This window comes from Acinetobacter sp. ANC 4218, from assembly GCF_002135245.1.
Taxonomy (GTDB): Bacteria; Pseudomonadota; Gammaproteobacteria; order Pseudomonadales; family Moraxellaceae; genus Acinetobacter.
This window is the reverse complement of record NZ_NEGD01000020.1, coordinates 1-26,459: the sequence shown is the minus strand read 5'-3', so window position 1 is coordinate 26,459 and position 26,459 is coordinate 1. Positions and strand designations below refer to the sequence as shown.

20 protein-coding genes are annotated in these 26,459 nt (G+C 46.3%); 7 read left to right on the top strand and 13 right to left on the bottom strand.

Going from position 1 to position 26,459, the window contains the following annotated elements:
• Positions 1 to 291 precede the first annotated feature (291 nt).
• The 3 genes from B9T38_RS15390 to B9T38_RS15380 form a co-directional block, all read right to left on the bottom strand.
• Entirely contained in the window at positions 292 to 1,605 is a 1,314-nt protein-coding gene (locus B9T38_RS15390) for an ammonium transporter (protein ID WP_086197626.1), read from the bottom strand.
• 415 nt (positions 1,606 to 2,020) lie between these two features.
• Complete coding sequence (locus B9T38_RS15385) at positions 2,021 to 3,334, bottom strand: ammonium transporter (RefSeq protein WP_086197625.1); 1,314 nt, start codon at positions 3,332 to 3,334, stop codon at positions 2,021 to 2,023.
• Positions 3,335 to 3,638: 304 nt separating this feature from the next.
• Positions 3,639 to 4,238 carry a helix-turn-helix domain-containing protein gene (locus B9T38_RS15380; RefSeq protein ID WP_004704287.1) on the bottom strand — a complete coding sequence of 200 codons (600 nt, stop codon included), beginning with the start codon at positions 4,236 to 4,238 and terminating at the stop codon, positions 3,639 to 3,641.
• A 294-nt stretch (positions 4,239 to 4,532) separates the two neighbouring features.
• Here B9T38_RS15380 and glnT point away from each other — a divergent pair, with 294 nt between their 5' ends.
• The 6 genes from glnT (at position 4,533) to B9T38_RS15350 (ending at position 13,299) form a co-directional block, all read left to right on the top strand.
• Complete coding sequence (gene glnT, locus B9T38_RS15375; RefSeq protein WP_004704285.1) at positions 4,533 to 5,930, top strand: type III glutamate--ammonia ligase; 1,398 nt, start codon at positions 4,533 to 4,535, stop codon at positions 5,928 to 5,930.
• A gap of 66 nt (positions 5,931 to 5,996) precedes the next feature.
• Positions 5,997 to 6,911, top strand: coding sequence for a class II glutamine amidotransferase (locus tag B9T38_RS15370; protein WP_004704283.1), 915 nt, complete (start codon positions 5,997 to 5,999; stop codon positions 6,909 to 6,911).
• Between the two features lie 33 nt (positions 6,912 to 6,944).
• Positions 6,945 to 7,670, top strand: coding sequence for a GltB/FmdC/FwdC-like GXGXG domain-containing protein (locus B9T38_RS15365; protein ID WP_086197624.1), 726 nt, complete (start codon positions 6,945 to 6,947; stop codon positions 7,668 to 7,670).
• Between the two features lie 27 nt (positions 7,671 to 7,697).
• Positions 7,698 to 9,032, top strand: a complete 1,335-nt coding sequence (locus B9T38_RS15360; RefSeq protein ID WP_004704280.1) for an FMN-binding glutamate synthase family protein — start codon at positions 7,698 to 7,700, stop codon at positions 9,030 to 9,032.
• Between the two features lie 1,000 nt (positions 9,033 to 10,032).
• Complete coding sequence (locus tag B9T38_RS15355) at positions 10,033 to 11,253, top strand: tyrosine-type recombinase/integrase (protein ID WP_086197623.1); 1,221 nt, start codon at positions 10,033 to 10,035, stop codon at positions 11,251 to 11,253.
• A gap of 411 nt (positions 11,254 to 11,664) precedes the next feature.
• Positions 11,665 to 13,299 carry a SulP family inorganic anion transporter gene (locus B9T38_RS15350; protein ID WP_086197622.1) on the top strand — a complete coding sequence of 545 codons (1,635 nt, stop codon included), beginning with the start codon at positions 11,665 to 11,667 and terminating at the stop codon, positions 13,297 to 13,299.
• A 335-nt stretch (positions 13,300 to 13,634) separates the two neighbouring features.
• Here the strand turns inward: B9T38_RS15350 and B9T38_RS15345 are convergent, their stop codons facing one another.
• The 9 genes from B9T38_RS15345 to B9T38_RS15305 form a co-directional block, all read right to left on the bottom strand.
• Positions 13,635 to 14,930, bottom strand: a complete 1,296-nt coding sequence (locus B9T38_RS15345) for an RNA-guided endonuclease InsQ/TnpB family protein (RefSeq protein ID WP_086197621.1) — start codon at positions 14,928 to 14,930, stop codon at positions 13,635 to 13,637.
• Between the two features lie 490 nt (positions 14,931 to 15,420).
• The gene (locus B9T38_RS15340) at positions 15,421 to 16,551 is read right to left on the bottom strand and encodes an aminomethyl transferase family protein (protein WP_004704305.1); all 1,131 of its coding nucleotides are present in this window, start codon (positions 16,549 to 16,551) and stop codon (positions 15,421 to 15,423) included.
• Positions 16,552 to 16,613: 62 nt separating this feature from the next.
• Positions 16,614 to 17,633, bottom strand: a complete 1,020-nt coding sequence (locus B9T38_RS15335; protein WP_086197620.1) for a heme-dependent oxidative N-demethylase family protein — start codon at positions 17,631 to 17,633, stop codon at positions 16,614 to 16,616.
• 15 nt (positions 17,634 to 17,648) lie between these two features.
• Positions 17,649 to 18,593, bottom strand: a complete 945-nt coding sequence (locus B9T38_RS15330) for a PDR/VanB family oxidoreductase (protein WP_031953670.1) — start codon at positions 18,591 to 18,593, stop codon at positions 17,649 to 17,651.
• Positions 18,590 to 19,129 carry a dimethylamine monooxygenase subunit DmmA family protein gene (locus B9T38_RS15325; RefSeq protein WP_004704312.1) on the bottom strand — a complete coding sequence of 180 codons (540 nt, stop codon included), beginning with the start codon at positions 19,127 to 19,129 and terminating at the stop codon, positions 18,590 to 18,592. Before B9T38_RS15325 ends, B9T38_RS15330 begins: the two co-directional genes overlap by 4 nt.
• Positions 19,130 to 19,369: 240 nt before the next feature.
• Positions 19,370 to 20,734, bottom strand: a complete 1,365-nt coding sequence (locus tag B9T38_RS15320; RefSeq protein WP_086197619.1) for a trimethylamine monooxygenase — start codon at positions 20,732 to 20,734, stop codon at positions 19,370 to 19,372.
• 147 nt (positions 20,735 to 20,881) lie between these two features.
• A complete protein-coding gene (locus B9T38_RS15315) occupies positions 20,882 to 21,661 on the bottom strand; it encodes a PAS domain-containing protein (protein WP_086197618.1) in 780 nt (259 codons plus the stop codon).
• A 25-nt stretch (positions 21,662 to 21,686) separates the two neighbouring features.
• A complete protein-coding gene (locus tag B9T38_RS15310) occupies positions 21,687 to 22,403 on the bottom strand; it encodes a response regulator (RefSeq protein WP_004704319.1) in 717 nt (238 codons plus the stop codon).
• 1 nt (position 22,404) lies between these two features.
• Positions 22,405 to 23,586 carry a sensor histidine kinase gene (locus B9T38_RS15305; protein ID WP_086197617.1) on the bottom strand — a complete coding sequence of 394 codons (1,182 nt, stop codon included), beginning with the start codon at positions 23,584 to 23,586 and terminating at the stop codon, positions 22,405 to 22,407.
• A gap of 159 nt (positions 23,587 to 23,745) precedes the next feature.
• Between B9T38_RS15305 and B9T38_RS15300 the strand changes: the two genes are divergently transcribed.
• Complete coding sequence (locus B9T38_RS15300) at positions 23,746 to 26,091, top strand: DUF1989 domain-containing protein (protein WP_086197616.1); 2,346 nt, start codon at positions 23,746 to 23,748, stop codon at positions 26,089 to 26,091.
• 266 nt (positions 26,092 to 26,357) lie between these two features.
• On the opposite strand, the gene B9T38_RS17155 is transcribed toward B9T38_RS15300, so the two are convergent.
• Positions 26,358 to 26,459, bottom strand: coding sequence for a zinc ribbon domain-containing protein (locus tag B9T38_RS17155; protein WP_086197615.1), 102 nt, complete (start codon positions 26,457 to 26,459; stop codon positions 26,358 to 26,360).

Sequence of the window (26,459 nt, the reverse complement as noted above, 5' to 3'; positions counted from 1 at the left end):
TAGTGCTGGAGCACTCGGCATTCGATCATACAATCTCAAAGATGTGCTCTGGGAAATGACCGAAAGGAAGCCGTCAGCAAGCTATCTATCCCTGTTTTGCTCATAAGAGAGAATAATTGTTAACCCGTTGACAGGGTACTCAGCAGTTAAAATCCGCAGATGGACAGTAGCGGGATTTAATCCGCAAAGGGCAGCATAGCCATGTATGCAAATGATGCAAAGCGATGTTTATCCCAAGCCGCCATAAAAAAACAAGGGCCGAAGCCCTTGTTACTTGATTTTCCACGGCCTTTAATTATAAGCACGTTCGTTATGATCACTGACATCCAGGCCTTGTTGTTCCTGTTCTGCCGTGACACGTAGCCCCACGGTTTTATCAATGATTTTCAGCAAGATCCAGCTCAAGATGCCGACATAGGCAAAGGTCATCGCAATACTGGCCAGTTGTGCCAAGAATTGCGGGAGCAGGGAAATGCCTTCAACATTGCCGCCCAACTCCGGAATACAGAAAATACCGGTCAGCAGGCAGCCAACCATACCGCCAATGCCATGTAATGAAAATACATCCAGCGCGTCGTCTACGCCGAGCTTTTTCTTTAGTATCATAATCGCGTAATAGCTGGCCATACTGGTGAGCAGGCCAATCACAATTGCACCAAAAGGGCCAACATAAGCGGCCGCCGGGGTAATGCCCACCAAGCCGCCAATGGCACCTGAAGCCAGACCAAAGGCTGTGACATGGCCGGAATACATTTTTTCAGCAAACATCCAGCCGACAATACCACCGCAGGTTGCCAGCATGGTGGTCATCAAAATCAGTGCGGCTGAAGAATTGATGGCCAGAGCCGAACCCACGTTAAAACCGAACCAGCCGGCCCAGAGCAATGCTGCGCCAATCATCACAAATACTACATTGTGCGGCGGCATCGGCGTAGCAGGCCAGCCTTTACGTTTGCCCACCACTATGGCACCAACAAATGCCGTGACCCCGGCGGCAATATGTACCGCAGTACCGCCGGCAAAGTCCAATACTCCCCAGTTATGGAATAATGCACCTTTGCCGCCCCATACCATATGCGCCATTGGACCATAGACCAGCACTATCCACAGAGATGAAAAAATAACCGTTGCCCGGAATTTCATTCTTTCCGCAAAGCCACCCAGTGCAATACACGGCGTTATCATGGCAAAGGTCATCAGGAACACAATCAAGATATATTCAGGAATGCCACCTGCCAGACTTTCTGCGGTGATGCCCTGCAGCATCAGTTTATCCAGGCCACCGACAATGCTGTTCAGGTTATAAACGCCTTCTTGCATATTGGTGGTATCGGTTGCCAGACTATATACCCCGGCCACCCATAAAATGCCGACAATCCCGGCAATCGCAAAAAACTGGGTAAATAAAGACAGGATATTTTTGGCGCGGACCATACCGCCATAAAACAGCGCAAGTCCTGGAATAAACATCAGTAGGACAATAACAATAGAAACCATGAGCCATACAGTGGCAGGTCCATCAATCGTTCCCTCAGCGGCAAAAACTGCGCTAGGCGACAGCAGTACACTCAGCATGAGTAACTTCTTCACATTGTTCATTATCATGAATTGCTCCTGAATCTCATGAATATGGATTTACATTAGCTTGACCATTTTTTTGGTGGGAATTGGTATTACTAAAGGGAATATTTCTTTCATGATTCAAGATGCAATTCTTATACCACTAGTCTGTAATTAATAATTATTTTATTATTTTTCAAATATATATTTTTACTTAATTTGCAGTTAAACGATCTATCATAATCATTTTCAAGCTAGGGCGTCTATATCTCAAAAGAAGTAACCCTTTAGCCATGGTCAGCTGTTTTCACCCCGGAAAAGCAGATGGAAACTGCCAGTCTCGGCATTGTACTTGCAAAAATAAAAGCAAATGCCCTGAAGCATTTGCTTGGTGAAGTTGAAGAATTTTAAATGGACTAAAATGAAATTTTAATTTATCAGTTGAAAGCTGGCCGTGGCGTTAATTGTTATATGCACGTTCGTTGTGATCGCTGACATCTAGACCGCGCTCTTCCTGTTCCGGGGTTACACGTAAACCGATGGTCTTATCGACGAACTTCATAATCAGCCAGGTCAGCACGCCACAATAAATTACGGTGAGTACAATACTGCCTGCCTGTGCAGCCAACTGGTTCAGCAGGGAAATGTCGGCCACTTTGCCGCCCAGTTGCGGGATGCAGAAAATACCGGTAAGCATACAGCCGACCATGCCGCCTATGCCATGCAGAGCAAAGACATCCAGGGCATCATCAATCCCCATTTTATGCTTCAGCTTGGTCACGGCATAAAAACAGCAGATGGCGGTGATAAAGCCGATCGCCAACGCACCAAAAGGTCCGACATAAGCTGCTGCAGGGGTAATGCCCACCAATCCGCCAATCGCACCTGAAGCCAGGCCCAAAGCCGTGACATGATGGGTATGCATTTTTTCAATCACCATCCAGCCTAAGATGCCGCCGCAGGTCGCCACCATAGTGGTCATCATGGCAATGGTGGCCGATGCATTTACCGCGAATGCAGAACCGACGTTAAAGCCGAACCAGCCTACCCATAAAAATGCTGCGCCGATCATGGTATAGACCACATTGTGCGGGGGAACGGGTGCAGCCGGCCAGCCTTTACGCTTGCCTAATACAATTGCGCCGACTAAGGCGGCAATGCCGGCATTAATATGCACCGCGGTACCGCCAGCAAAGTCCAGAACTCCCCAGGTGTGCATGATTGCACCTTCACCGCCCCAGACCATATGAGTCATTGGTCCATATACCAAAACCAGCCACAGAGCAGAAAACAACACCACCGCGCCAAACTTCATGCGTTCAGCAAAAGCACCTATGGCCAGACAGGGGGTAATGATTGCGAAAGTCATGCCAAAAATGATCAGAATATATTCAGGTACACCGCCCAGCAGAGTATTTTCATCAATACCCACCAGAAAGGCCTTATTTAAACTGCCGACAAAGCTGTAGAGATTGGTTACCCCTGCTTGCATATGGGTTTTGTCTGCACTCATGCTATAAACCACAGTCAGCCACAGTACACAAACCACGCCTGCCACAGCAAAAAACTGGGTATAAATGGACAGAATATTTTTGGCGCGGACCATACCGCCATAAAACAGTGCCAAGCCGGGAACAAACATCAGCAGTACCAGCAGTGTGGACAACATCATCCATACAGTGGAGGCGCTATCCAGATCGGTTTCACCTGCAAAGGCCAAGCCAGGCAGCAGCAGGTTCGCTGCGACAATTCTTTTTAAATGATTTACCCACATAAGTTGTACTCCGGATTTTTTTACTAGGCTGTAAAGATCAATATCCCAAAATCAATGCGCTGCAATAATATATTCTTATTGGGAATATTTATTTATTTTTAAGCAAAGCAATTCTTATACCAGAGTTGAATTTTGGTCTCTGCAACAGCGGAGGACTGTTGTCGTAAAGGAGGGGGCTGTTGAGATGGCGAAGGGGCAATAAGGGTAGGGCAAGATAAACTTTGATACGCTACCGCACGGTTTATTCGAAGCATATAAACAAAAAAGATGGCACTGCCATCTTTTTTATAAAAACAGGGCCGCTTTATTCGGCCTGGTTATCCCCATAGTTCACCATAGAGATCAAACGGATCGGGACTTTAATCAGTTGTTCTGGGCCATGCGGAATTTCACCATCTAAAGTCAAGCAGTCGCCTGGCTGCATATGAAATACTTCATCGCCATGACGGTACATGATTTCACCTTCAATCAGATACAGCATCTCTGTTCCCGGGTGGGCAAAGGTGGGAAATTCTTCGCTGGCATCATCCATGCTGACCAAATAGGCTTCAAAGTTTTTGCGCGGCCCGCGAGAATGGGTCAGCAGATGATACGTATGCCCTTTTTCGGTACCACGACGCACCACCTCCATTCCTTCGCCTGATTTCACAATCATTGCCCGGCTTTCCTGATGGTCATATTGACTGAATAAGGTGGATAAGGGGATTCCCAGTACTTCACATAGGCGGCTTAGCGTTTCAAGGCTGGTCGAGACCTGGGCATTCTCAATTTTACTCAGCATACCCTGACTGATTTCAGCAGTCTGTGCGACTTCCGCCAGTTTCAAGCCCTGTTCCTGACGGCAGCGTTTGATTTGAATGCCAATGTACTGTTCCAGTTTAAGGCTGTTCTTGTTTTGTCTCATTATGGATCAACTCGCACTGTTTTGAATCTAAATTCTGCTGACTCTTAATCAAAATTAAAAAGCAGCCCCGATGTGGAATGAAAGTATTATCTTATGAAACTTTTATTCTCTTTAGGAATATTAAGGCTTTTAGGCCCCAAGCACAAATTTTTTAACCGATCTAAAAAAGTTGGCAAGAGAATTGCTTTCTCTTTAGGAAAGAAAGTTTCTTCTGCTGAATAATACATTGAATCAAATATCTGTGCATTATTCGAGCCAAATATCATTTTTTGTCATATCGGGAGTATGTCAAATATGTTCCAGCAGGCCATCGTAAAAGAGTTCTTTGAAGAAGAACAGGACATCATTAGCAAGCCCAAGTACCGTGCAGAAGTACAGAAAGTCATTGATGATCATCAATTAAAATATGTATTGGCTCAGTTTGTCGATATTCATGGGTCAGCAAAAACAAAATCCGTACCGATTTCGGGTCTTAAAGCCATTGAAGGTGCAGGGGTAGGTTTTGCCGGTTTTGCCATTTCAGGTATGGGGATGCAGCCGCATGGTCCAGACTTTATGGTGAAAGGTGATTTATCTTCTTTAACACCAGTACCCTGGCAGCCAGGTTATGGCCGTGTGGTCTGTGAGGGCTATGTCAACGGCAAACCACATCCCTACGATTCTCGCTATGTACTACGCAAACAAGTTGAGCGCCTGTCGGCTAAAGGCTGGACCCTCAATACCGGCCTGGAACCTGAATTCAGCTTGTTCCGCCGTGGTGAAGACGGCAAACTGAAAGCAGTCGATGAGTCAGACAATCTGGACAAGCCCTGCTATGACTATAAAGGTCTATCCCGTTCACGCCAGTTCCTGGAACGGATTACCGAGGCTTTAATTCCAGTCGGTTTTGATATTTACCAAATTGACCATGAAGATGCAAACGGCCAGTTTGAGATTAACTATACCTATAGTGATGCCATGAACTCGGCGGATATGTTCACGTTCTTCCGTATGGCGGCCGGTGAAATTGCCAATGATTTGGGCATGGTCTGTTCATTTATGCCCAAGCCAGACCCGAAACGTGCCGGCAATGGCATGCATTTCCACTTGTCGATAGGCAGTGCAGAATCCAGCAACCTATTTAATGATGACAGTGATCCGCAAGGCATGGGCTTGTCAAAAATGGCCTATCACTTTATTGCAGGGTTGCTTGAGCATGGTCCGGCCCTGTGTGCCTTCTGTGCCCCAACTGTGAACTCATATAAGCGCCTGGTGGTGGGTCGCTCCCTTTCAGGTTCGACCTGGGCACCGGCATTTATTGCCTATGGTTCAAATAACCGCTCCGCCATGGTTCGTATCCCTTATGGCCGTATTGAACTGCGTTTGCCGGATGCCGGTTGCAACCCTTATTTGGTTTCTGCAGCGATTATTGCTGCCGGCTTAGACGGTATTGAACGTGAACTGACCCCGCCACCTGCATGCAATGAAAACCTGTATACCTTGAGTTTGGAAGAAATTGCTGCACGTGGTATTGGCACCCTGCCTCAATCCCTGAAAGAAGCTGTCGAGGCTCTAAAAGCAGATCCGCTGTTTAGAGAAACTCTCGGTGCTGAAATAGTTGACGAATTCATCCTGCAAAAAAGCATGGAATGGGTTGAATACAGCCGCCATGTTTCAGATTGGGAAATTCAGCGCTATACCGAATTTTTCTAAACTTTATTTTCACCCCATAGCGTCCCTAGGACATGAATTAAAAAGAGCATTTAGCGGAGAACAATTATGTGCGGAATCGTAGGCTTATACTTAAAAAATCCAGCTTTGGAATCACAACTCGGTAAACTGTTTGAACCGATGCTGGAGTCGATGACCGGGCGTGGTCCTGACAGCGCAGGCTTTGCCATTTATGGTGACGAAGTGTCTGAGGGCTGGGTCAAACTCACCTTGCAGTCGGTTGAAGATGAATTTGACTGGTCTGCATTTGCAGAAGCACTGAAAGCGGAACTGAACACCGACATGGACTGGTTCCAAAACGCCACGGCTGCAGTCATTAAAGCAAAATCTGATGAACAAACAGTGCGCGCGGCGATTGGCAAAATTGCCCCACAGCTCAAGATCATGAGTGTCGGTCAAAGCATCGAAATTCTTAAAGGCATGGGTTTGCCGGTCGAAATTTCTGAGCGTTTCGGTTTAGCGAATATGAAAGGCAGTCACATTATCGGTCATACCCGGATGGCCACTGAAAGTGCAGTGACCATGGAAGGCAGTCATCCATTTTCTACCGGCGCTGATTTATGTTTAGTACATAACGGTTCTCTGTCTAATCACGCCCGTTTACGCCAGGAGTTAAAACGTGAAGGCATCAGCTTTGAAACAGATAACGATACCGAAGTGGCTGCAGGCTATCTGACTTGGCGTTTACAGCAAGGGGATTCTCTGGCAGAAGCACTGAACAATGCATTGGACGATCTGGACGGTTTCTTTACCTTCGCGATTGGCACCAAAAACGGTTTTGCCGTGATCCGCGATCCGATTGCCTGTAAACCGGCCGTGTTGGCAGAAACCGATGACTATGTGGCCATGGCTTCCGAATATCAAGCCTTGGCATCATTGCCGAATATTGACAAAGCCAAGGTCTGGGAGCCAGAACCAGCCACCTTATATGTTTGGCAACGCAGTGCAGATCAAGCCGCCTAAGAATGACCCAGAATAGAAAACAGGAATAACCCTATGAATACAGCATTTGCAGAAAAAATCAGCACTTCAATTTTAAAAGATGAATTTGATTTAAGCGTAGACAGCATCCGTGATTTAAACCAGGCCCTGCATAGCAAAGAACTGACCGACAGCATTGTAGACTGGAAAGTCAGCAATCCAGGCGGCCAGCATAATATTGCCGTTGGCATTAAAGCCCCTGTGAATGTCACCATTGACGGCCATGCCGGATATTACTGCGCTGGCATGAATCAAGAAGCTCATGTCATCGTCAACGGTAATGTTGGGGTGGGCGTAGCTGAAAATATGATGTCAGGTTCAGTGTATATCAAAGGCAATGCCTCTCAAGCAGCAGGCGCAACAGCGCATGGCGGTCTACTGGTCATTGAAGGGGATGCTGGGGCACGCTGCGGCATTTCAATGAAAGGCGTCGATATTGTGGTAGGCGGCAGTATTGGACACATGAGCTGCTTCATGGGGCAGGCTGGCCGTCTGGTAGTTTGCGGTGATGCTGGCGATGCGCTGGGCGACTCGCTGTATGAAACTAGAATTTATGTCAAAGGTGCGGTGAAGTCTCTAGGTTCAGACTGTATTGAAAAAGAAATGCGTCAGGAACATCTGGCAGAACTGGCAGAATTGCTGTCTAAAGCCGGATTTGATGAAGATCCTGCTTCTTTCAAACGTTATGGTTCGGCACGCCAACTGTACAACTTCAAAGTCGACAATGCATCTGCATACTAATCAAGCGTAATAATGGAGCAATCAATCATGACTCAAACTATCCAAGAATTTGAACCCGTGTTACGTGAATCTGCAACGTTTGACCGTTTAACCATTCAAGAAATTCAGCGTGCAGCGGCAACTGGCATCTATGACATCCGTGGCGGTGGTACCAAGCGTAAAGTGCCGCACTTTGATGATTTGCTGCTGCTTGGTGCAAGCATGTCACGCTACCCGCTGGAAGGTTACCGTGAAAAATGCGGTACCGATGTGGTACTGGGTACACGCTTTGCCAAAAAACCGATTCATTTAAAAATTCCTGTAACAATTGCCGGCATGAGCTTTGGTGCATTATCTGCCAATGCCAAAGAATCTTTAGGCCGCGGTGCATCTATGGTCGGCACATCTACCACAACCGGTGACGGTGGCATGACCCCTGAAGAACGTGGTCATTCGCAAACATTGGTGTATCAATATTTGCCATCGCGCTACGGCATGAATCCTGACGATTTGCGTAAAGCAGATGCGATTGAAATCGTACTCGGACAAGGTGCTAAACCCGGCGGTGGCGGTATGCTACTGGGCATGAAAGTGACGGAACGTGTGGCAGGCATGCGTACTTTGCCAGTGGGTGTCGATCAGCGCAGTGCTTGCCGTCATCCGGACTGGACGGGTCCAGATGACTTGGCAATTAAAATTGCTGAAATCCGTGAAATCACCGATTGGGAAAAGCCAATCTATGTCAAAATCGGGGCCAGCCGTCCATATTATGACGTAAAACTGGCGGTGAAAGCTGGTGCAGATGTGATCGTGCTGGATGGCATGCAAGGCGGTACAGCAGCTACCCAGGAAGTGTTTATTGAGCACGTCGGTATTCCTATTCTTCCTGCCATTCCGCAAGCGGTACAAGCCCTGCAGGAAATGGGTATGCACCGTAAGGTTCAGCTGATTGTTTCTGGTGGTATCCGCACAGGTGCCGATGTGGCCAAAGCGATGGCATTGGGAGCAGATGCGGTAGCAATTGGTACAGCAGCGCTGATTGCGCTCGGAGATAACCATCCGCGTCTAGACAAAGAACTGAAAGAAATTGGTTCAGCAGCGGGTTATTATGATGACTGGCAAAATGGCCGTGACCCTGCAGGGATTACGACTCAGGATCCAGAACTATCAAAACGTCTCGATCCGGTTGAAGGTGGACGCCATTTGGCCAATTACCTGCGTGTTTTGGTCTTGGAAGCACAAACCATGGCACGTGCCTGCGGTAAATCGCATTTGCATAATCTGGATCCGGAAGATCTGGTGGCACTGAATGTCGAGGCGGCGGCAATGGCTCGTGTACCGCTTGCTGGAACCAACTGGATTCCAGGTCAAACGCAGTATTAATAAACCCTCATCAGATGGAGATGCATCATCTCCATCTGATGATCTCATCGATAACCTGATTTAAATCTTGCAAGGTTGTTGAAACTTATTAGATTAAATCTTTTTTAAATATTTTATTTGTAATAAATACAATTACATAGATAAATATTTCTCCATCAGGTCATTTGCAATGATCTTGGCCCATTTATTTTAAAATAAGAATTTTCCAAATTTAGTCATATTTCAAGACTGATTTTTAAGCCACAGGAACATACAGGGAAGGATAAAATTTCTATCTATCCTCATACAGATGTTTATCTTGCATGTAATAAATCAATATTCTGTTCAATCCGGCTTTGAATCATATGGAGCATTTCTGATCGAATCTGCTCAGTCAACAGATCATCCGCGATCTGATTGAATTAGTGCACAACCTCTCAGAAATCGAAATCACAATTTCATCGGCGACTGGCACAGAAAAGCTCGGCTTGCCAAGAACCCCGTTTGACCATCACTGGTTGGCTAAGATCCAGCGCCTTATCATAATCTCCATTTGCTGATATCCAGCGGGATCTTCACAGAAAGTGACATCGTAAGCGGCTTAAAGCCGTCCAAGGTTTTAGGCTGTATTATCCCCTGTAATAGCCTCCCTAGAACGGTTGCCAAATTCAGTGGTTCTTTGCCAATATTCTATTCATTCACATCATACTCCTGTTGCCTGACCGTTTGACTGTCTTATTGTCTTCGTTGGGGGGGCATATTTGGATACATAAAAAACTCGCTGATCAAGTTAATTTAACTCTTTCTCGGCATTAAATTCCTAGAGCAGCAGTTTCAGATATCTTGCAAGTAATATTGGTGGTACTTAATCTGGTAACTAAAAATGAAATACTAAAAATTAAATTAATATAAAACAATAAATTAAAAAATAGTATGATGCGTATGATACGCATCACATAAAAATTGCTTAAATTTGCTATAATTAATATCTACAGTGTCATTAGTGGTTCGGTTTAAATTTATGAGTCTTACGGAAGCGAAGGTACGCCAGGCTAGGCCCAAGGAAAAAGTTTATTTTCTTACAGATGACGATGGTTTAAGTTTGAAGGTGGAATTGAATGGACGTAAATCTTGGAGTTATCGTTATTCAGTAGCAGGTAGTAATAAGCGTCCGCGGGTAAAGTTGGGCGAATATCCTTTCATGTCATTAAAAGAGGCCAGAACTACCCGGGATGAATATAAATTTAATGGTTATAAAAATGAAACAGTACGTAAAAAAAATATAAAAACATTTCAAGACATTTGCGAAGAATGGTTAGAGTTCAAAATAAAAAACTCTTTTAAAGATGAACCTCGTTGTGGTGTTATTCAATTGGCAAAAAAATTTTTAAATCATGAGATTTATCCTGATTTAGGAAATATGCCATTTAATGAAGTGAAAAGATATGATTTAGTGACTATCGTTAAAAATATAGAAGCACGTCATGTCAAGGAACCTGTTAAAAAAGCCTACAGTTATTTAAACCAAATTTATGATTATGCTGTGGCAATGGGTTATTGTGAATATAATATTGCTCATGGATTAAATAAAATATTAATAAAAAATAAAATCAAAAAAAATTATCCTTATTTAAAATCAGAAAATTTACCTAATTTTATAACCAGATTGAGTCAAGTTAATACGGACCCTATCATAAAAAAAGCCTTATTATTTAAACTTTATACTGGAGTTCGTGGGGCTGAGCTTCTACTTTGTGAACCACATCATTTTGATTTAGATAATAAAATTTGGAAAATACCAGCTTTGCATATCAAACAGTTCCGACGGAAAGTCATTTTAGGCCATGATATTCCTGATTTCCTAGTCCCTTTATCAGCCCAAGCAATGACTCTGATAAAATCGGCTTTAGCTTGGTCTCATGGTGAAAAATATGTATTTTCTAGCCCCCGTTATCCAGATAGACCTCTGCATTTTAATACATTAAATATAACCATTCGAAAAATGGGCTATGATAAGGATGAACTATCTGCACATGGTTTACGTTCTACTTTTAGTACTATATTAAATGAATCTGGATTATTTCAGTCAAATTGGATTGAAGCGCAACTATCACATACGGATAAAAATAAAACACGGGCAAGCTATAATCATGCTGAATATCTTTTACAACGTATTGAAATGATGCAGTGGTGGGGGAATTATATCGCTAGCCTAGTTAAGGATCAGGTTGCACAAGATTAATCTATATAGGCTTCTTCCATAAATTATTCTTACTTAACTGCAATTTCTAGATTGAGGCAGTTAAATTTAATCAAATTAAATCTCAAATTCGCTTTTTTACTCGGTTACCGACAATACTCATCAAGTATTTTAAACTGCCAGATATATGATCAGTCCCCATTCTTCTTTTATTGATTTATGATAGGAATCTCATATTGATCAGATAGCCAAGTTCTAATTAAAACCGCTTTTTTTACAGACTTTTATTTGACTGATTTGTTATGCTGTCGGATGATTGATGAACACAATTTTCATGTGGTACGTGATTTAGGACGGCGTCAATTAATTATCGCCGATGGTGATCACCACCTTTGTGCGGTGTACCTGCAGCATGAAGATGCCCTCACCGACTATACAAGATTTGACTAGTCTATGACAGCTGCTAAAAATTTCCCTATTTTTGATGTGATTGCAGGTTTATCTATCGCAGGTTTACTGCTGCCTGAAGCGGTCGCCTATTCCAATATGGTCGGGTTGCCACCGCAAAGTGGTCTGGTGGCACTGGTGCTGGGCTTAGTGCTGTATGGTCTGATCGGGAATAGCCGTTTTGCGATAGTTTCTGCGACCTCATCTTCTGCCGCAGTCATGAGTTCAGGTCTGGCAACCATAGTCATGTTTTCTTCGCCGGAACGGGCAGGTCTGGCCTATGCCCTGGTATTTCTGTCGGGAATTTTACTGGTGATCGCAGGGTTATTTAAACTTGGAGATGTGACACATTTTATTGCAAAACCTGTACTGAAGGGTTTTTCTTTTGGCCTGGCACTCAGCATTGTGCTGAAGCAACTTCCTTTAGTATTACAGGTACATCCTGAACATAGTAATTTTTTTCGTCAGTTGTGGGAAATGCTACAAGCCTATTCGAGCTGGAACTGGCATGCTTTGATCATGGGACTTTGTACCTTTTTCACTTTGCAATTAACCCAGCGCTATAAAACTATTCCAGTGGCCTTGTTGCTGATTATTTTAGGTATTAGTTTCAATGTGATGGGATATACCCACGCATGGGGAATCCGTTCTGTTGGGCATTTTGAGTTGGTTCTACCGAGTATTCACTTGCCTCAGTTGGGTATGAATAGCTGGTTGCAACTGGTAGAACTTTCACTGGCCGTTGCACTGATTATTTATGCAGAATCTTATACTTCAATTCGTAGCTCGGCCCTAAAATACCATGATGCAATCCAGCCAAATCGTGACCTGATTGCATTGGGCATGAGCAATATCTGCTCAGGACTGTTTAAGGGAATGGCGGTTGGTGCAGGTTATTCGGCGACTTCAGCCAATGAATCTGCAGGGGCAAATAGCAAAAAATCAGCCTGGGTAGCAGCGCTGGCCGTGGTGATTTTTTTACTGTTTTTTCGCAAGTATATCGCCAATATTCCTGAACCCGTTTTGGCGGGTATTGTGATGTATGCAGTCAGTGGACATATTCGTTTTGCCCCATTTAAACAGTATTTTATCTGGCATAAAGATCGCTTGTTGTCGATTATTGCAATTTGGGCAGTGATTATTTTTGGTGTGCTCAATGGGTTACTGATTGCGGTGCTGGTGAGCATTTTAATGTTATTGAAAAGCTACTCTGTTCCTCGAATTGCCTGGCTTGGACGTCTCAATGGCGGGCATGATTTTGTTGATATCAACCGTTTTCCTGAAGCTGTAGCACCTGATGCTATTTTAATTGCACGGCCTGATCACCCCCTGTTTTTTGCCAATGCAGAAAAAATCTGTCATGCAATTCTAAAAAAGGTTTCTGAGCAAAATTATCAGCATGTGATTTTGAATCTTGAAGAATGCCCAAGCCTGGATAGTACCAGTATTGAAGCATTGTTATTGTTGGCTGAGCATTTGCAAGAGGAGGGGATTAAGCTAAAGTTGGCACGCGTACGCCGTTCAGTCGCAGAAACTTTATTGTATGTGAATAGTCCTTTATTCCCCCGCTCGAGTTATGATGCACAAAGTGTCGATGATGCCGTGAGCCAGATAGAAAATCATCGTTCGACAGCAACTTAAGCGCACGGCGTAAACCACGCGTACGATACAACTCTGGAAAAAACGACTGAGAGCATCCTCTACCTGATCGTCCAGTTACAATCAGCAAAATGCGAATCTTGCTGGGTGGAAAACAATACACTGATACTTTATGGGCAGAACATTTTGCTGTCAGCACACATGCAGTATTTAAAATATGTACTTGCTCAAAGCTGATCCTGACAGTGTACTATTTTAATAGGATCTGTCAGGTTATATCGGACAATTGATCAAGAGCAATGACTTGACATACTCCCACCACTTTCGACTAGCTCCTTGCGAAACTCGTTTCTCAGGGATTCTAAAAGCAAAGGCTCTTAGGCGACTTCCTCACGGATTTCGCTTGCTTTCTGCTTCGCAGGGCGACCTTTACTGCGTCTTCCCTCCACAGACAAAACGGTATGTCCTACCGCTAAGATGTTACGAGATGCGTTAATATCCGCATTCGCAACATATCCACACGAAACGCACTCAAATTTAGCTTGAGTGGGTCTATTTTCTTTTGCAATATGACCACATGAACTACAAGTCTGACTTGTATATTTAGGGTCAACTTTAACGAGTAAACCACCTCGCCATTGCTGTTTGTACTCCAACATACCAACAAGCATTGACCAACCTTGATCTAGGATTGATTTGTTTAAGCCTGATTTGGCTTTCACATTCTTTCCTTGATTTTCAGGTGTTCTACTTGCTGACTTCGACATATTGGCTACTTTTAAGTCCTCAACTACGATCATTGCGTGGTTTTTGCTGAGAGTTGTCGTGACTTTGTGCAAGTAGTCATGCCGAATATTGGCAATATGATGATGTAGCTTGTTAATTTTTAAATTAAGTTTTTTCCAATTTTCGCTGAATTTGGTTTTCTTCTTCAACTTTCGTTGAAGCCTAGCTAATTTTAGTTGATTGGCTTTAAAGCTATTGATCGGCTCGAATACCTGACCATCTGATGTTGTAACCAATTTTTTGATGCCAAGATCAACACCAATAGCTGATTTCGATGGGTGAAGTGGCTGTTTGATTTCACGATTAGTACAAAATGAAACATACCAAAGTCCACAAATTTTCTTAATCGTTACACTTGTGATTTTACCAATAATTTCTTGTGATTTTTTAAATCTTATCCAACCTGTTCCTTTAGGCAAAGAAACTCGACCACCAGCAACATCACAATCTGCAAATGGTAGTCTAAAGGATTGCTCACCGTCTGATTTCTTCTTGAATCGTGGCATGAGTGGTCTAAGTTGAACTTCACTACCATCAGTCAATTTAAAGAATTTCGGCTTGCGTGGTTTACGCTTGTTTTCTTTTAGACGAGCATGTTCTTTTGGGTTGTAGTATTTGTTCCATGCCTGAGCAAGATCACGAATTTTTTGTTGTAAGCAAGCTGAATATGTTTGACCAAGAAAAGAAAATTCAGGTTTCTTTTTTAGAGGTACTAAATTCTTTTCAATGGTTTCGTAACGTATATATTCATCTTTGGCGAACATTTCAAACGATTTAGCAAGAATTTGATTCCACACAAAACGAGCAGAACCTATTGCTTGGTTAAGCAATATTTCCTGTTCTTTATTAGGTAGAAGCCTAAATTTATAGTGTTGTGAAATATTCATTAAATCATTGTTTACAAAAGAATTAATATGGGTGAATTATAGCAAAATAAAGCACTGTAATAAAGGCGATATTTGATTTTTTATGGCTATCGCCACTCGCTTATATCCCCCACCTGACTGTCGGTGGGGGTCTTACGCTCGATGAAGATAAGACTGAACTCAACGCTTTTATTGCCAGCCGGGTACAATTCTGACTACCCCTCTGAAAGCCTGTTGCAGCGTTTCTGCCCTTGTTCAAGGATTCTAAAATACCTTCTACGACTATGACCTATGCCGCTATTCTCGAGATGTGTTGCAACTTGCTACATGTCTACATCGCAGGTCATGTCCATGCGCGTCATTCAAATAAAAGGGAATAGGAAAAGGGCTTCCCATCAGTTTAAAGCAGGCTCAGCTCCAGACTCATCGGCTGCTCAAACGGGTCAAATAGAACACCTAAAAAAATCCTGCAGTTAGCAGGATTTTTTAGGCTGAGTGGATTGCTGGCTACTTAGCCTTTTGCGGTACGTTTTAATTTCTCGGGATCATCAAATGGCAAGGTATGCGCGATTGCATTTACCTCCAGGCTGCCTTTGACCTGCAGGGCTTTACCCTGCTCTGCATAAGGCACATCCAGACGTGCGATGGCCACGGTTTTACCGGTCAGCGGCGAATGCATACCGCAGGTAATGACCCCCACTTGCTGATTGCCGTCCCATAAGGTATCTCCCATTGCAGGCACCTGATCGCCTTCCAGCAATACACCGAAGATTTTAAAGCGTTCTTTGCCTTTTAAACGGCGATGCTCATAGCAGCCGCGGAATTCGCCTTTATGCGGTGAAACCGTGAAATCCAGGCCGAGTTCCCACAAGGTGTCGCCGCAGACATCATTCTCGAAGGGGAAATATTCTGAATTATCATACGGAAAGAAGAGTAAATAACTTTCTGTACGCAGCCAGTCCAGCGTGGTAAATGAACAGGGAATAATGCCATATTCAGCGCCGGTACTGAGAATGGTTTCCCAGATCATCGGTGCATCGGCCGCCTTACAGAAAATTTCATAGCCGCGTTCGCCGGTATAGCCGGTACGTGAAATCATGACAGGCGCACCAAACAGTTTGGTTTGCAGATGGTGAAAATAGGGCAAATCACGAATGCCCGCGACATGTTGAGCTAAATAGTCCACGGCCAATGGCCCTTGCAGCGATAAATCATGCAGGTCATCATCAAACAGTACCGCAACCTGACGCCCAGCCGCTGAGCGAATCAGCATTTCATAGCCAATGCCTGTGCCATGCACCACCATAAAGGCATTTGGTCCGGTACGGTAAATCACGCAGTCATCCACAAATTTTCCTTGCTCATTCAGCATGGTCGCATACACGGATTTGCCGGGATACAATTTGGAAATGTCGCGGGTGGTTGCATATTCCAGCAGGCTTTCCGCATGCGGGCCGACATAATGGACTTTTTTCAGGCCCGAAACATCCATCAATCCGGCTTTGGTGCGGATAGCCGTATAGTGATCTGCAATATCCGAATCATAGGTCCATGCTGTTCCCATGCCGTTCCAGTCTTCTAATTTTGAACCGAGCTGACGGTGGTGGGCTGCCAATGCAGAAATGCGCCAAGAGTTTGCCATACAGGTCTTCCTTATTGAATATTTTAAAATGTGCTGATTACTTAATTTTTGAAACTGAGCTGTTATTCATCTACGCCATCGAACTGGCTGAGCCATTGCACCAGCGGTTCACGATATTCACTGATGCCCTTGTATTCTGCGATCGGCTCAGGCAAATCGCGGATTACGCGGTATAGCCGCTTGGCCCATGCCGGGTTGCGGGTCAAATCATTCAGGCTAATCAGATAAGTGCGGATACTGAACAGCAGTGCATTGCTGCGTGCCAGACGCGGCATTGTTTGTAGCTCCACCCGCAAATGCACCAGTTCACCGGCATTTTCCGCAGTGACCAGACCGCGTTCATGTCCCCATAAATGATAGGTTTCCGAGGAAGTATCCATACGCGGATTGATGGTCATTGTCCAATTCAGACGTCGGTAGGGCTGGCCAACCTGAATGTTGAGCAGGAATTTGAGTGCGCGCTCAAACACCCCCAGGTTATGTGCCAGTTTTGGTACAGGGGCGTGCCATTGCTTAAAACTCATGCCGGCATCAAAATTCAGTGACCAGTCTGCAGGGCCGGTGATCATGCCGGTATCCATAAACAAATCGCCATCACGCTGATCCAGCAAGGCAACATCGCCCTGGAACTGACGGCTGATAAATTCAAACGGCTCCATCGGCAAGCTGTCTGCCTGACCAAAAATAAAATGGACGTCGATATTTAATGGTTGATTGACCCAGTGCCAGTTCAGGCCATCACGCTCCAGCTGGAAATGTTCAGGGTAGTCTTCCGCATAATGCAGCATCACCATTTCCAAAAAGTCCCAGCTTGCTTGACGCATGTGAGGCATGATAATGCAACGTTTCGGATCCTTTTCCAGGGTTAAACGGCGCTCGTTCATTTCCGTTACATAATGTTCATCTACATCGAACCAATGCTCAAAAATGCTATCCGGCCTTGAAACAACAGGCTCAATATTCACCGAATACATATACTGGTCTTCGGGAAATGGAAAAGGAAAACGGGCAATCGCCTTTGCACTGTTATGGTAGTGAAACTGATCATGCATATTTTCATTGGGGTTAAATTGAACCGTCATCGTAATCTCCCAAAGCTATAGGTCTAAATGCAGGCAATGGCCTTGTTTGGCACGCGAAACGCAAGGCATCAACTGCGCCGAGCGCTCCTGCACCGTTAAATAATGATCCAGATGTTCTACCTCGCCTTGGCTGTAGGACGTGGCACATTGACCGCATACGCCGCCGCGGCAGAGATTGGGTACCTCAATGCCTTCTTGTTCCAGTGCTTCCAGCAGGCTAAAATCGCCGGGCACATGAATACGGCGCTGGCTTTTACTGAGCACGGCATCAAATGCGACTCCCGGTGCAGGCGAAGAAAAAGCTTCCCAATGCACACGTTTTTTTGACCAGCCCAGCATTTGTGCACAGTCAACAACAGCATGAATCAGACGCTCTGGCCCGCAAATATAGACATGGCTGCCGAGGGACTGCTGGCTCAGCAATGCGTTTATATCCAAACGGCGCTGGGTTTTTTCCGAATAAATATGTACCTGGTCATGAAACAGCTGCATCAGCATATCTTCATAGGCATTGCTGATGCCGTCACGACAGGCATAGTGCAGTTCAAAACTGTGCCCGGCATGCAGCAGGTATTTCATATGCGACAGGAACGGGGTAATGCCGATGCCGCCGGCAATAAATACATGATGCTGGGCCTGAGAATTGAGGGAAAATAAATTCAGCGGCGCAGAAATATTTAGGGTATCGCCCACCTGGATGTTTTCATGCAGGTATTGCGAACCGCCACGCGAGTTCTCCTGCAAGCGCACCGCAATTTGATACTGGTGCTGCTCATACGGGGCATTCAGCAATGAATAGGCATTGCGGATGATGCGGCCTTCAACTGGCAACTGTACAATCACATGACTGCCGGAAGAAAACGGCTGCAAGGGGGCATCTAAAGCGGCCAAGGTAAATTCGCGAATCATCGGGGTAACTTGATAAATTCGGGTTACATGGACAGGAACGGTTGGGTTCATGCGCTGAGTGCTCCCATAGGTTGATGCGCATTGGCACAGACTCCCATATAGGCGCCAAGGCGTTCAGAAAAATGACTGCGGATCAGCAGTTCGACCTGACACTGTTCACAGCTACAAAGCTCGTCTTTAACGGTGTTCTGGGTATGACCGCAGTGCACGCAGTAGACTTTTTTACGCGGGTTTTGCAGGCTGGAGCTATCCGCAATCAAGCTGATTTCCTCATCTAGGCAGCCCGTACCCACCAGGCACTGCTGTACTGTCCAAACAAAGGATTCATCACCGCAGACCACGGTACGCACGCCGGCCTTTTCCTGCTGCAGCACTGTCTCTAGTTCATGCAGCAGGCCAGCCAAGGCTGGATCTTGTTGACTGTCCAGCATCAGCTGCACCGTTTGCGGATGCTGTTTGCTCATTTCGGTTAATTTCCGGGTCACTGCCGATGCTGCATGCTGCAACACCAGAACATACTTGGGTGCATTCCAGTGCAGCGTTTCTACAGTGTCATATCTGGGGGTACTGTGCATGGCTTCCATCATTTGAGAAACCTCATATAAGAACTACATAATCAGATATTTAAAGGTTTTTACGCCGCCTGGCCATTCCCTCTAAATCATACCCACTAAGGGGTAAAGCACGATATGCGGGGGAGATTTTTAAGCTAATGCGGAAATAAAAAAAGCAGCTGGAAACCAGCTGCTGCAGAAGAAACGTATGCCAGGTTGTTACTATGTGTTATGGGGCTGCCCGGCAGTGTTACGGGTCAAGCATTGACCGTGCTAACCTGCCTTTTGCTGTAGGTTGGCCTCGGTCTGTAAATAGGCCTCCAGGGAGTCATCCAGGGCATCAATCCAGGGCGTATGATGCGGCGTTGCCATCGTCCCGGTCATCAATGAACGGTAAGTATTGTCACGGAAGGCCATAATGTTTTCTTGCTTGTGTTTTTTCCATTGCAAAAAGGTCAGCCGCACCGCTTCAATATCAAAGCTTGGATAATCGGTCTGATCAATCAGGCGCATAATATAGTCGCCTTGAAATTTGAACATGGCTGCTGCATCCTGCAGGGTTTTTTCTTCCTCATGCCAGGCTTGGGTGTCGGCCTGCATCTCGGCAAAACTCGGCAAGGCAATTTTACCCAGCATCACATCGCGCGCATACCAGGCCTGTGCATCAAACATATTGAAGGAATACCACTGATCCTGCATGCCTAAATAAAATAGCTGCGGATTGGCTTCCCAGACCACACCCTGATACAGGTGCAGCGGATAGAGAATGTTATCGGTTTTTAGACGTAGGCTTTCCGACATGAAAGGGAAACTGTGCAAATAGCCAGTACATAAAATAATGGCATCAATCTCGGCCGAACTACCATCGGCAAAATAGGCATGGGTCTGATCGACCCGCAGCAGTTGCGGACGCTCTGACCAATTTTCAGGCCAGTGATAGCCCATCGGTGAACTGCGGTAACAGCTGATAATCTGCTTCGCACCATATTTATAGCATTGCGAACCGATATCTTCAGCAGAATAGCTGCTGCCGACCAGCAGTACATTTCTCCCTTTAAATTCCAGTGCATCGCGGAAGTCATGGGCATGTAAAATCCGCCCACCAAAACTGCCGAAACCTTCATATTCAGGAATTTTTGGGGTAGAAAAATGTCCAGAAGCCACCACCACAAAATCAAAAGTCTCGGTATACATCTCGTCGGTGACATGGTTATGCACCGTCACTGAAAACTGTTTGCTGTCCGGGTGAAACTCGACATGGCGCACCGCACTGTTGAAGCGGACATATTTGCGTACATCGGCTTTTTCTACCCGGCCTTTGATATAGTCCCACAGCACGGCACGTGGCGGATAAGAACCAATCGGCCGGCCAAAATGCTCATCAAAGGTATAGTCTGCAAATTCCAGACATTCTTTCGGGCCATTCGACCACAGATAACGGTACATGCTGCTATGCACCTGTTCACCATGTTTATCCAGGCCGGTATGCCAGGTGTAGTTCCATTGACCACCCCAGTCGGCCTGCTTTTCAAAGCATACCATTTCCGGAATTTCGATGCCCTTGCTTTGCGCAGATTGAAAAGCGCGCAGTTGCGCCATCCCGCTTGGCCCTGCCCCAATAATTGCAACTCGTTTCATGGTGAATCTCCATGTGATCTGTTTTAAACAAAACTGCCGTGATGCCATTACCTTAGACAGGCCTAGATCTTTTCGAAATTCCTCAGATGGGGTATGCACAATGGGATACTGACCTGGGGTCATGCCGCTTTAGCGGCTTGCATTCCCTCAGTTTTGGATAAATACAGCGCCTTCAAGACCCAGCACCATGTCGCTTTGCGAATATAGACCCTGTCCGATTTCCTGTACCCGCTGTATGCTGTTCTGGGCAGTAATAATGCGGTAGTGCAAATGAAATACGCGATGATGCTGCACAGCCAACTGGATACTGTCCCAGACGTACTGCTGGTCATCGGGATGAATCAGCTGTCCGTAGCGCGGCGTATTGATCAGCAGCTCACTGTGATAACCGGTTATCTGCTGACAGCCGCTGCTGACATAATCCATAGTCCAGTTCCAGTCATTGCGTGAACGGTACAGCATGACCGGCAGGCGCGAAAGCAAATCATGCAGACTGCGCTGCTGTGCATCCTGCAGTTCTTGCTGCCGGATTTTTTGCGTCTGCTCCGTGCCTAAAATGCACCATCCCCACAACTGGTTTTTTCCGGCACCGGCACAGATCGGCTGCAGCGACAGATCAAACCATACCAAGGGCTGTTCCGGGATTAACAGGCGCAGTGCTAGCTTACACGGCCGTCCGGCCATGAGGGCACATTGGAAGGTCAAACTATCTTCGGAATACAGCCAGTAGCTCAAGGGTAAGCGCTGTGCTGCAGCATCCGGTTGCAGCTGTAGCAAGTTGTGCCAGGTACGATTACTGCGCTGAATCACGCCATGACTATCCAGCAATAGTGCAATATCGGCAAACTGGTCAAACAGTTCAGGCCAATCCTGATTCAAGTCCATATTCAGCCCATCTTTGCTGGAAGGCAGCGCTATTTTCGACATATCAGCATTACTCGCACGGTGAACCTTAAACGGAAGACGAGGGATAAATATCAAAATCTGCAGTGTTAAGCTGCTGATGCACCCACACGGAAAGCTCCAGCCGTGAATGCACATTCAGTTTGCGTAGCAGACTTTTCACATAGACTTTTACCGTACCGTCACTGATGCCTAATTCACGGGCAATCAGTTTATTGTTCAAGCCTTTTGCGATCAGCTTTAACGTTTCCTGCTCCCGCTGTGTCATTTCCGACAGAAGTTTACGCTGCAATAGCACCTGTTCAGAGGTTTTATGCAAGGCAGCGGCTAAGGGTGACGTCTGCTGCCGGACTTGCTGCGCCAGCAAAGCTACCCCATCGGCATGCAGTACGGTCCTGCCCTGTATGACTTGATGCAGTTGCAGCAGAATATCTTCCGGCAAGGTATCTTTGGGCAAAAAGCCATTGGCACCCAGACGAATGGCATCCAATACAATGCTGTCCTCCAGGCTGGCAGTTAAAATAATCACTTTAAGATCGACATTGCGTTCACGGATGCATTTTAGTACCTCAATGCCGCTCATCTGCGGCATCTGTACATCCAACAGCAGCAATTCAATGTTCGCGGTGTCCAGTGCTGACAAAAATGCTGATCCGCAGCTGTATTCCTGCTGTACATCAAAATGCTCGGACTGGCGGATAATATCCGCCACACCGCGCCTGAACAGCGCATGGTCATCTACAATACTGACTGCAATTTTATTCATCTCACTTCCCTCCAGTGCTCAGGTCTAATATCAGTTCAACGCAGGTGCCGCAGGGACGATTCGGGCGGATACTGAGCACAGCACCAATCCGTTCGGCTCGTTCCTGCATAATTTCCAGTCCGAAACTGTCCGGCCGTTTCCGCCCTGCCTGTATGCCGCGGCCATTATCTGCAATCTGAATGTGCAGCTGCTGAGTGAAATTGCGCTTTACAGAAATGACGGCTGTACTGGCGTGAGCATGACGTACAACATTGCTCAGGCTTTCACGGATGATATACAGCAGCTGTACCGACTGTCTGGCACTGACTTTCAGCTGTGGAACACGGTTATCCAGTTCAAAAGCCACACTGGACTGATGTTCAAATTCGGCAATAATTTTTTTCAGCGCGGTGAAAAAATCCAGTTCCTGATAGGTTAAGCGTGAGGCGGTAATTAATTCACGCACCTGCTGGTAAGCATAATGGGTATAAGCCGCCAGCTCCTCGGTCTGTTCCAGCAACGGTGCATAGCCAGGCTGCTGTTTGCATTGCTGGTTCAGCTGCGCGGATTTCAACCTTAAGAATCCAATAATTTGCGCAATGCTGTCATGTAAGTCAGCCGAAAAATCACGCCGCTCCTGCTGCAATATGGTTTGTATGCGCTCCTGCTGTAGCGCACGTTCCTGAAAGCCCGATTGCAAAGCCTGATCCAGCTGCTGCAGTAGCTCCACGTCCACCGGCTGGGCTGCCGAATAGTTTAAATAGACCCGCCAGACTGCAAAATTCTGTCCAGTAAACAGCGAGAGGCAATCATGCTGCCCCAGCAGCAGCGGCACATCCTGCTGCATCACCGCTACAGAACGCGGTAGCAGCTGCTCTTGGAGCAGACGTACCTCAGACTGCGCCAGCGGTTGCGCCAAGGCATGAAAAATGAAACATTCCTGAGTGAAGGGATAGCACATCACCAGACAATATTCCGGCAAGTCCGGCACAGGAAAATGCTGTTTCAGCCATTGCAGAAAAAGTGGCAATTCGGCCTTGGTATCCTGAATCTGCATCAGCTTTAATTTGGCCTGCAGATAAAACAGCGTCAATTCACGCTGGCGAAGCAGCCGTTGGGTCTGATCTAAATCACCTGCCTGGTTTATGGCCCGCTCTGTCTCTATTTTGCTGTCATTCATCACTTCACTCGCAAGATGCGCCATGCTGCTGAATTATTCTTTACAGTTAAATTATTTGAGCAGGAATCATGCCAACATCCAGCACTACCCTATTCAGGGTATACCTCTGGAGAAATTGCTGTTCCAGCAGAATATGTGTGAAATGAAGAGCATCAGAACCAGCGGGACGCTTTGGGCTCATCTATGGGAACGCTTACTTCAGCTTTAGCCACTGCAGTGACAGATGAATATATTCATCTGCAGCAGCCAATCCATGAACTGTATTTGCGCGCAGATGCACAGTGCATGCACATTTTTGACCTGGATGCGGGTGATCGCATTCAATTTGACTTACCTGAACAACAGAGTATTGATCTACTGATTTTCAATACAGAACAGCAGCTTAAGCCAGAATTGCTACAGGCACTACAGGCCGAATCCCACCTAGTGGCCAATGGTGCTCGGGCTACACATGCACAGTTAAATCAGGCCAGCGCCTCTAGCCAGCGCCTGAAACAGCAGTTAGCACAACATGCTATACAGCCTGACTGGCTGGAGCAGGCGCTGACCTTGCATAGTCCTGGAAAGAACATTTTTCAGGCATCGGCGGCAATTCAAGTCATCGTGCTGAATACCGGCCTGGACATGAATGTACAGCAGCAGTACTGCATAGATGAAGTTCCAGTGACGCTATTTAAAGCCCAGCCCGTGCATTATTATTTGCCGCAGCCTTTAGCCAAACCGGTGCAGGAAATTCTGATACCACGCGCTTCAGCACGGACGTATAGCGTTAAAGCAGGACAATGGATTCAAATTATAGACTTGTCGGGCAAGCAGTGTTCCGATTTTTTGGCCTTTGATGCCCAGGCTTTGGCCCAGGGCCAAGAACTGGGTCTGGATGCCATGGCCACCCGGACCATTTTGGGGCATGCCACCCCGGCTCCCGGGCTGCACTCTAAGTTTTTTGCCTCAGATCTGCAAGCACTGGCCGAAGTGGTTCAAGACACCGTGGGCCGGCACGATATGTTCCTGAGTGCCTGCAGTCCGAAGTTCTATAACGATTCCGGCTACTTTGGCCATATTTCCTGCACCGATAATTTTAACCAGGTTCTGCAGCCTTTTGGCATCCAAAGCCGCAATGCATGGCCTGCCATTAACCTGTTTTACAACACCTTTGTTGAACCTTGCGGTGCAATCAGCATGGCAGAACCGTGGTCCAGACCGGGAGATTATGTCCTGCTGCGTGCCCACCGTGATCTGCTCTGTGCATCATCTGCCTGCCCTGACGATATTGATCCTTCCAATGGCTGGGTACCGACGGATATTCTGGCCCGGATTTATGATCAGGATCAGCATTTCCCACGCTCCCAGCATTATCGAATTGACCCCGAGGAACTGCCGCGCATGACCCAAGCATCAGGATTTTTTCCGCGCATCCAAGCGCTTACTTCAAAAATCAGTGAGTACCACGGCTATTGGATTGCCAATGAATACGACGGCTGGGGTGCCAAAGCGGAATATCTGGCCTGCCGTGAAAGGGTCGCCATGATCGATTTAAGCGCGCTGCGCAAATTTGAAATTACCGGCCCGGATGCAGAAGCTTTTATGCAGTATGCCTTGACCCGCAATATCCGCAGACTGGCGGTGGGTGAAATTGCCTACTCGGCCTCCTGTCTGGAAACAGGCGGCATGGTGGATGACGGCACGATTTTCCGCATGGGTGAAAACTGTTTCCGCTGGATTTGTGGTGATGAATATTCAGGAACCTGGCTGAAACAGCTGGCACAGCAGCATGGCTATAAAGTCAGCATCCGCAATTCATCCCGGCATATTCACAATATTGCAGTGCAAGGTCCACACAGCCGTGCGCTGTTGCAGCAACTGATCTGGACGCCGGAACATCAGCCAAGCGTAGAAAAATTAGCATGGTTCCACTTTACCCTCGGCAAGCTGGGCGGTACAGACGGGATTCCGGTCATGGTATCACGCACCGGCTATACCGGTGAGCTGGGCTTTGAAGTCTGGTGTCATCCTAGCCATGCCGAACAGCTTTGGGATGCCGTTTGGCAAGAAGGCCAGCAATATGAGATTGCTCCGCTCGGTTTTGATGCCCTGGATTTATTGCGCATAGAAGCTGGGCTGATCTTTGCACAGCATGAGTTTTCAGCCGAAACCAATCCCTATGAAGCCGGCATTGGTTTCACGGTACCAATGAAAACCAAGGAAGAAGATTTTATCGGCAAACAGGCCATGAAAAATCAGGCGCCGGAAAGCCGACATAAACTCATGGGCCTGGTCCTGGAAGGCAATGAAGCGGTCCAGCATGGCGACCCGGTCTATGTTGGACGTTTTCCTGTAGGTGTGGTGACCAGTGCAGCCAACTCCCCTTTGCTGCAACAACAGATTGCCCTGTGCCACCTTGCACCGCAGTATGCCCTAACAGGCACCGCTGTCGAAGTTGGACAACTGGATGGTCTTAAAAAACGCCTGAAAGCCAAAGTGGTGGAGTTGCCTTTTTATGATCCACAAAGGTTAAGAGTGAAAAGTTGATTATCCAACCCATCATTTTTGCCTAGCTGTTGGATGCTCTTTAAAGCTGAACATTGCCACCGCTGAACAGCCATCCTGAACATAAGACCAGCGCTGCATTTTTCTAGAGGGTGCGGTGCTTTAACCGTTATTTAAAACCTACTTAAACCTACTTACGTGGGTTTAATGTTTAATTCCTACTTCATCATCAAGAACCAATTGCTATTGCGCTTGGGATTACCTCAATTCCATAGGCTGTCACGGTGTAACTCACCGCCATTGGTGGCTTATGTAGCCACCAATTCTTTATCTGCATGTTTTAGAATATTGATGGCAGCATTAATATCCCTGTGATGCAGGGTGTTACATGAACATCGCCACTCACGCAT

Excerpts from the sequence above, each read along its gene's own strand:
- B9T38_RS15390 (WP_086197626.1), bottom strand. The coding sequence starts at position 1,605 with ATGATAATGAACAATGTGAAGAAGTTACTCATGCTGAGTGTACTGCTG.
- B9T38_RS15385 (WP_086197625.1), bottom strand. The coding sequence starts at position 3,334 with ATGTGGGTAAATCATTTAAAAAGAATTGTCGCAGCGAACCTGCTGCTG.
- B9T38_RS15380 (WP_004704287.1), bottom strand. The coding sequence starts at position 4,238 with ATGAGACAAAACAAGAACAGCCTTAAACTGGAACAGTACATTGGCATT.
- glnT (WP_004704285.1), top strand. The coding sequence starts at position 4,533 with ATGTTCCAGCAGGCCATCGTAAAAGAGTTCTTTGAAGAAGAACAGGAC.
- B9T38_RS15370 (WP_004704283.1), top strand. The coding sequence starts at position 5,997 with ATGTGCGGAATCGTAGGCTTATACTTAAAAAATCCAGCTTTGGAATCA.
- B9T38_RS15365 (WP_086197624.1), top strand. The coding sequence starts at position 6,945 with ATGAATACAGCATTTGCAGAAAAAATCAGCACTTCAATTTTAAAAGAT.
- B9T38_RS15360 (WP_004704280.1), top strand. The coding sequence starts at position 7,698 with ATGACTCAAACTATCCAAGAATTTGAACCCGTGTTACGTGAATCTGCA.
- B9T38_RS15355 (WP_086197623.1), top strand. The coding sequence starts at position 10,033 with ATGAGTCTTACGGAAGCGAAGGTACGCCAGGCTAGGCCCAAGGAAAAA.
- B9T38_RS15350 (WP_086197622.1), top strand. The coding sequence starts at position 11,665 with ATGACAGCTGCTAAAAATTTCCCTATTTTTGATGTGATTGCAGGTTTA.
- B9T38_RS15345 (WP_086197621.1), bottom strand. The coding sequence starts at position 14,930 with ATGAATATTTCACAACACTATAAATTTAGGCTTCTACCTAATAAAGAA.
- B9T38_RS15340 (WP_004704305.1), bottom strand. The coding sequence starts at position 16,551 with ATGGCAAACTCTTGGCGCATTTCTGCATTGGCAGCCCACCACCGTCAG.
- B9T38_RS15335 (WP_086197620.1), bottom strand. The coding sequence starts at position 17,633 with ATGACGGTTCAATTTAACCCCAATGAAAATATGCATGATCAGTTTCAC.
- B9T38_RS15330 (WP_031953670.1), bottom strand. The coding sequence starts at position 18,593 with ATGAACCCAACCGTTCCTGTCCATGTAACCCGAATTTATCAAGTTACC.
- B9T38_RS15325 (WP_004704312.1), bottom strand. The coding sequence starts at position 19,129 with ATGATGGAAGCCATGCACAGTACCCCCAGATATGACACTGTAGAAACG.
- B9T38_RS15320 (WP_086197619.1), bottom strand. The coding sequence starts at position 20,734 with ATGAAACGAGTTGCAATTATTGGGGCAGGGCCAAGCGGGATGGCGCAA.
- B9T38_RS15315 (WP_086197618.1), bottom strand. The coding sequence starts at position 21,661 with ATGTCGAAAATAGCGCTGCCTTCCAGCAAAGATGGGCTGAATATGGAC.
- B9T38_RS15310 (WP_004704319.1), bottom strand. The coding sequence starts at position 22,403 with ATGAATAAAATTGCAGTCAGTATTGTAGATGACCATGCGCTGTTCAGG.
- B9T38_RS15305 (WP_086197617.1), bottom strand. The coding sequence starts at position 23,586 with ATGGCGCATCTTGCGAGTGAAGTGATGAATGACAGCAAAATAGAGACA.
- B9T38_RS15300 (WP_086197616.1), top strand. The coding sequence starts at position 23,746 with ATGGGAACGCTTACTTCAGCTTTAGCCACTGCAGTGACAGATGAATAT.
- B9T38_RS17155 (WP_086197615.1), bottom strand. The coding sequence starts at position 26,459 with ATGCGTGAGTGGCGATGTTCATGTAACACCCTGCATCACAGGGATATT.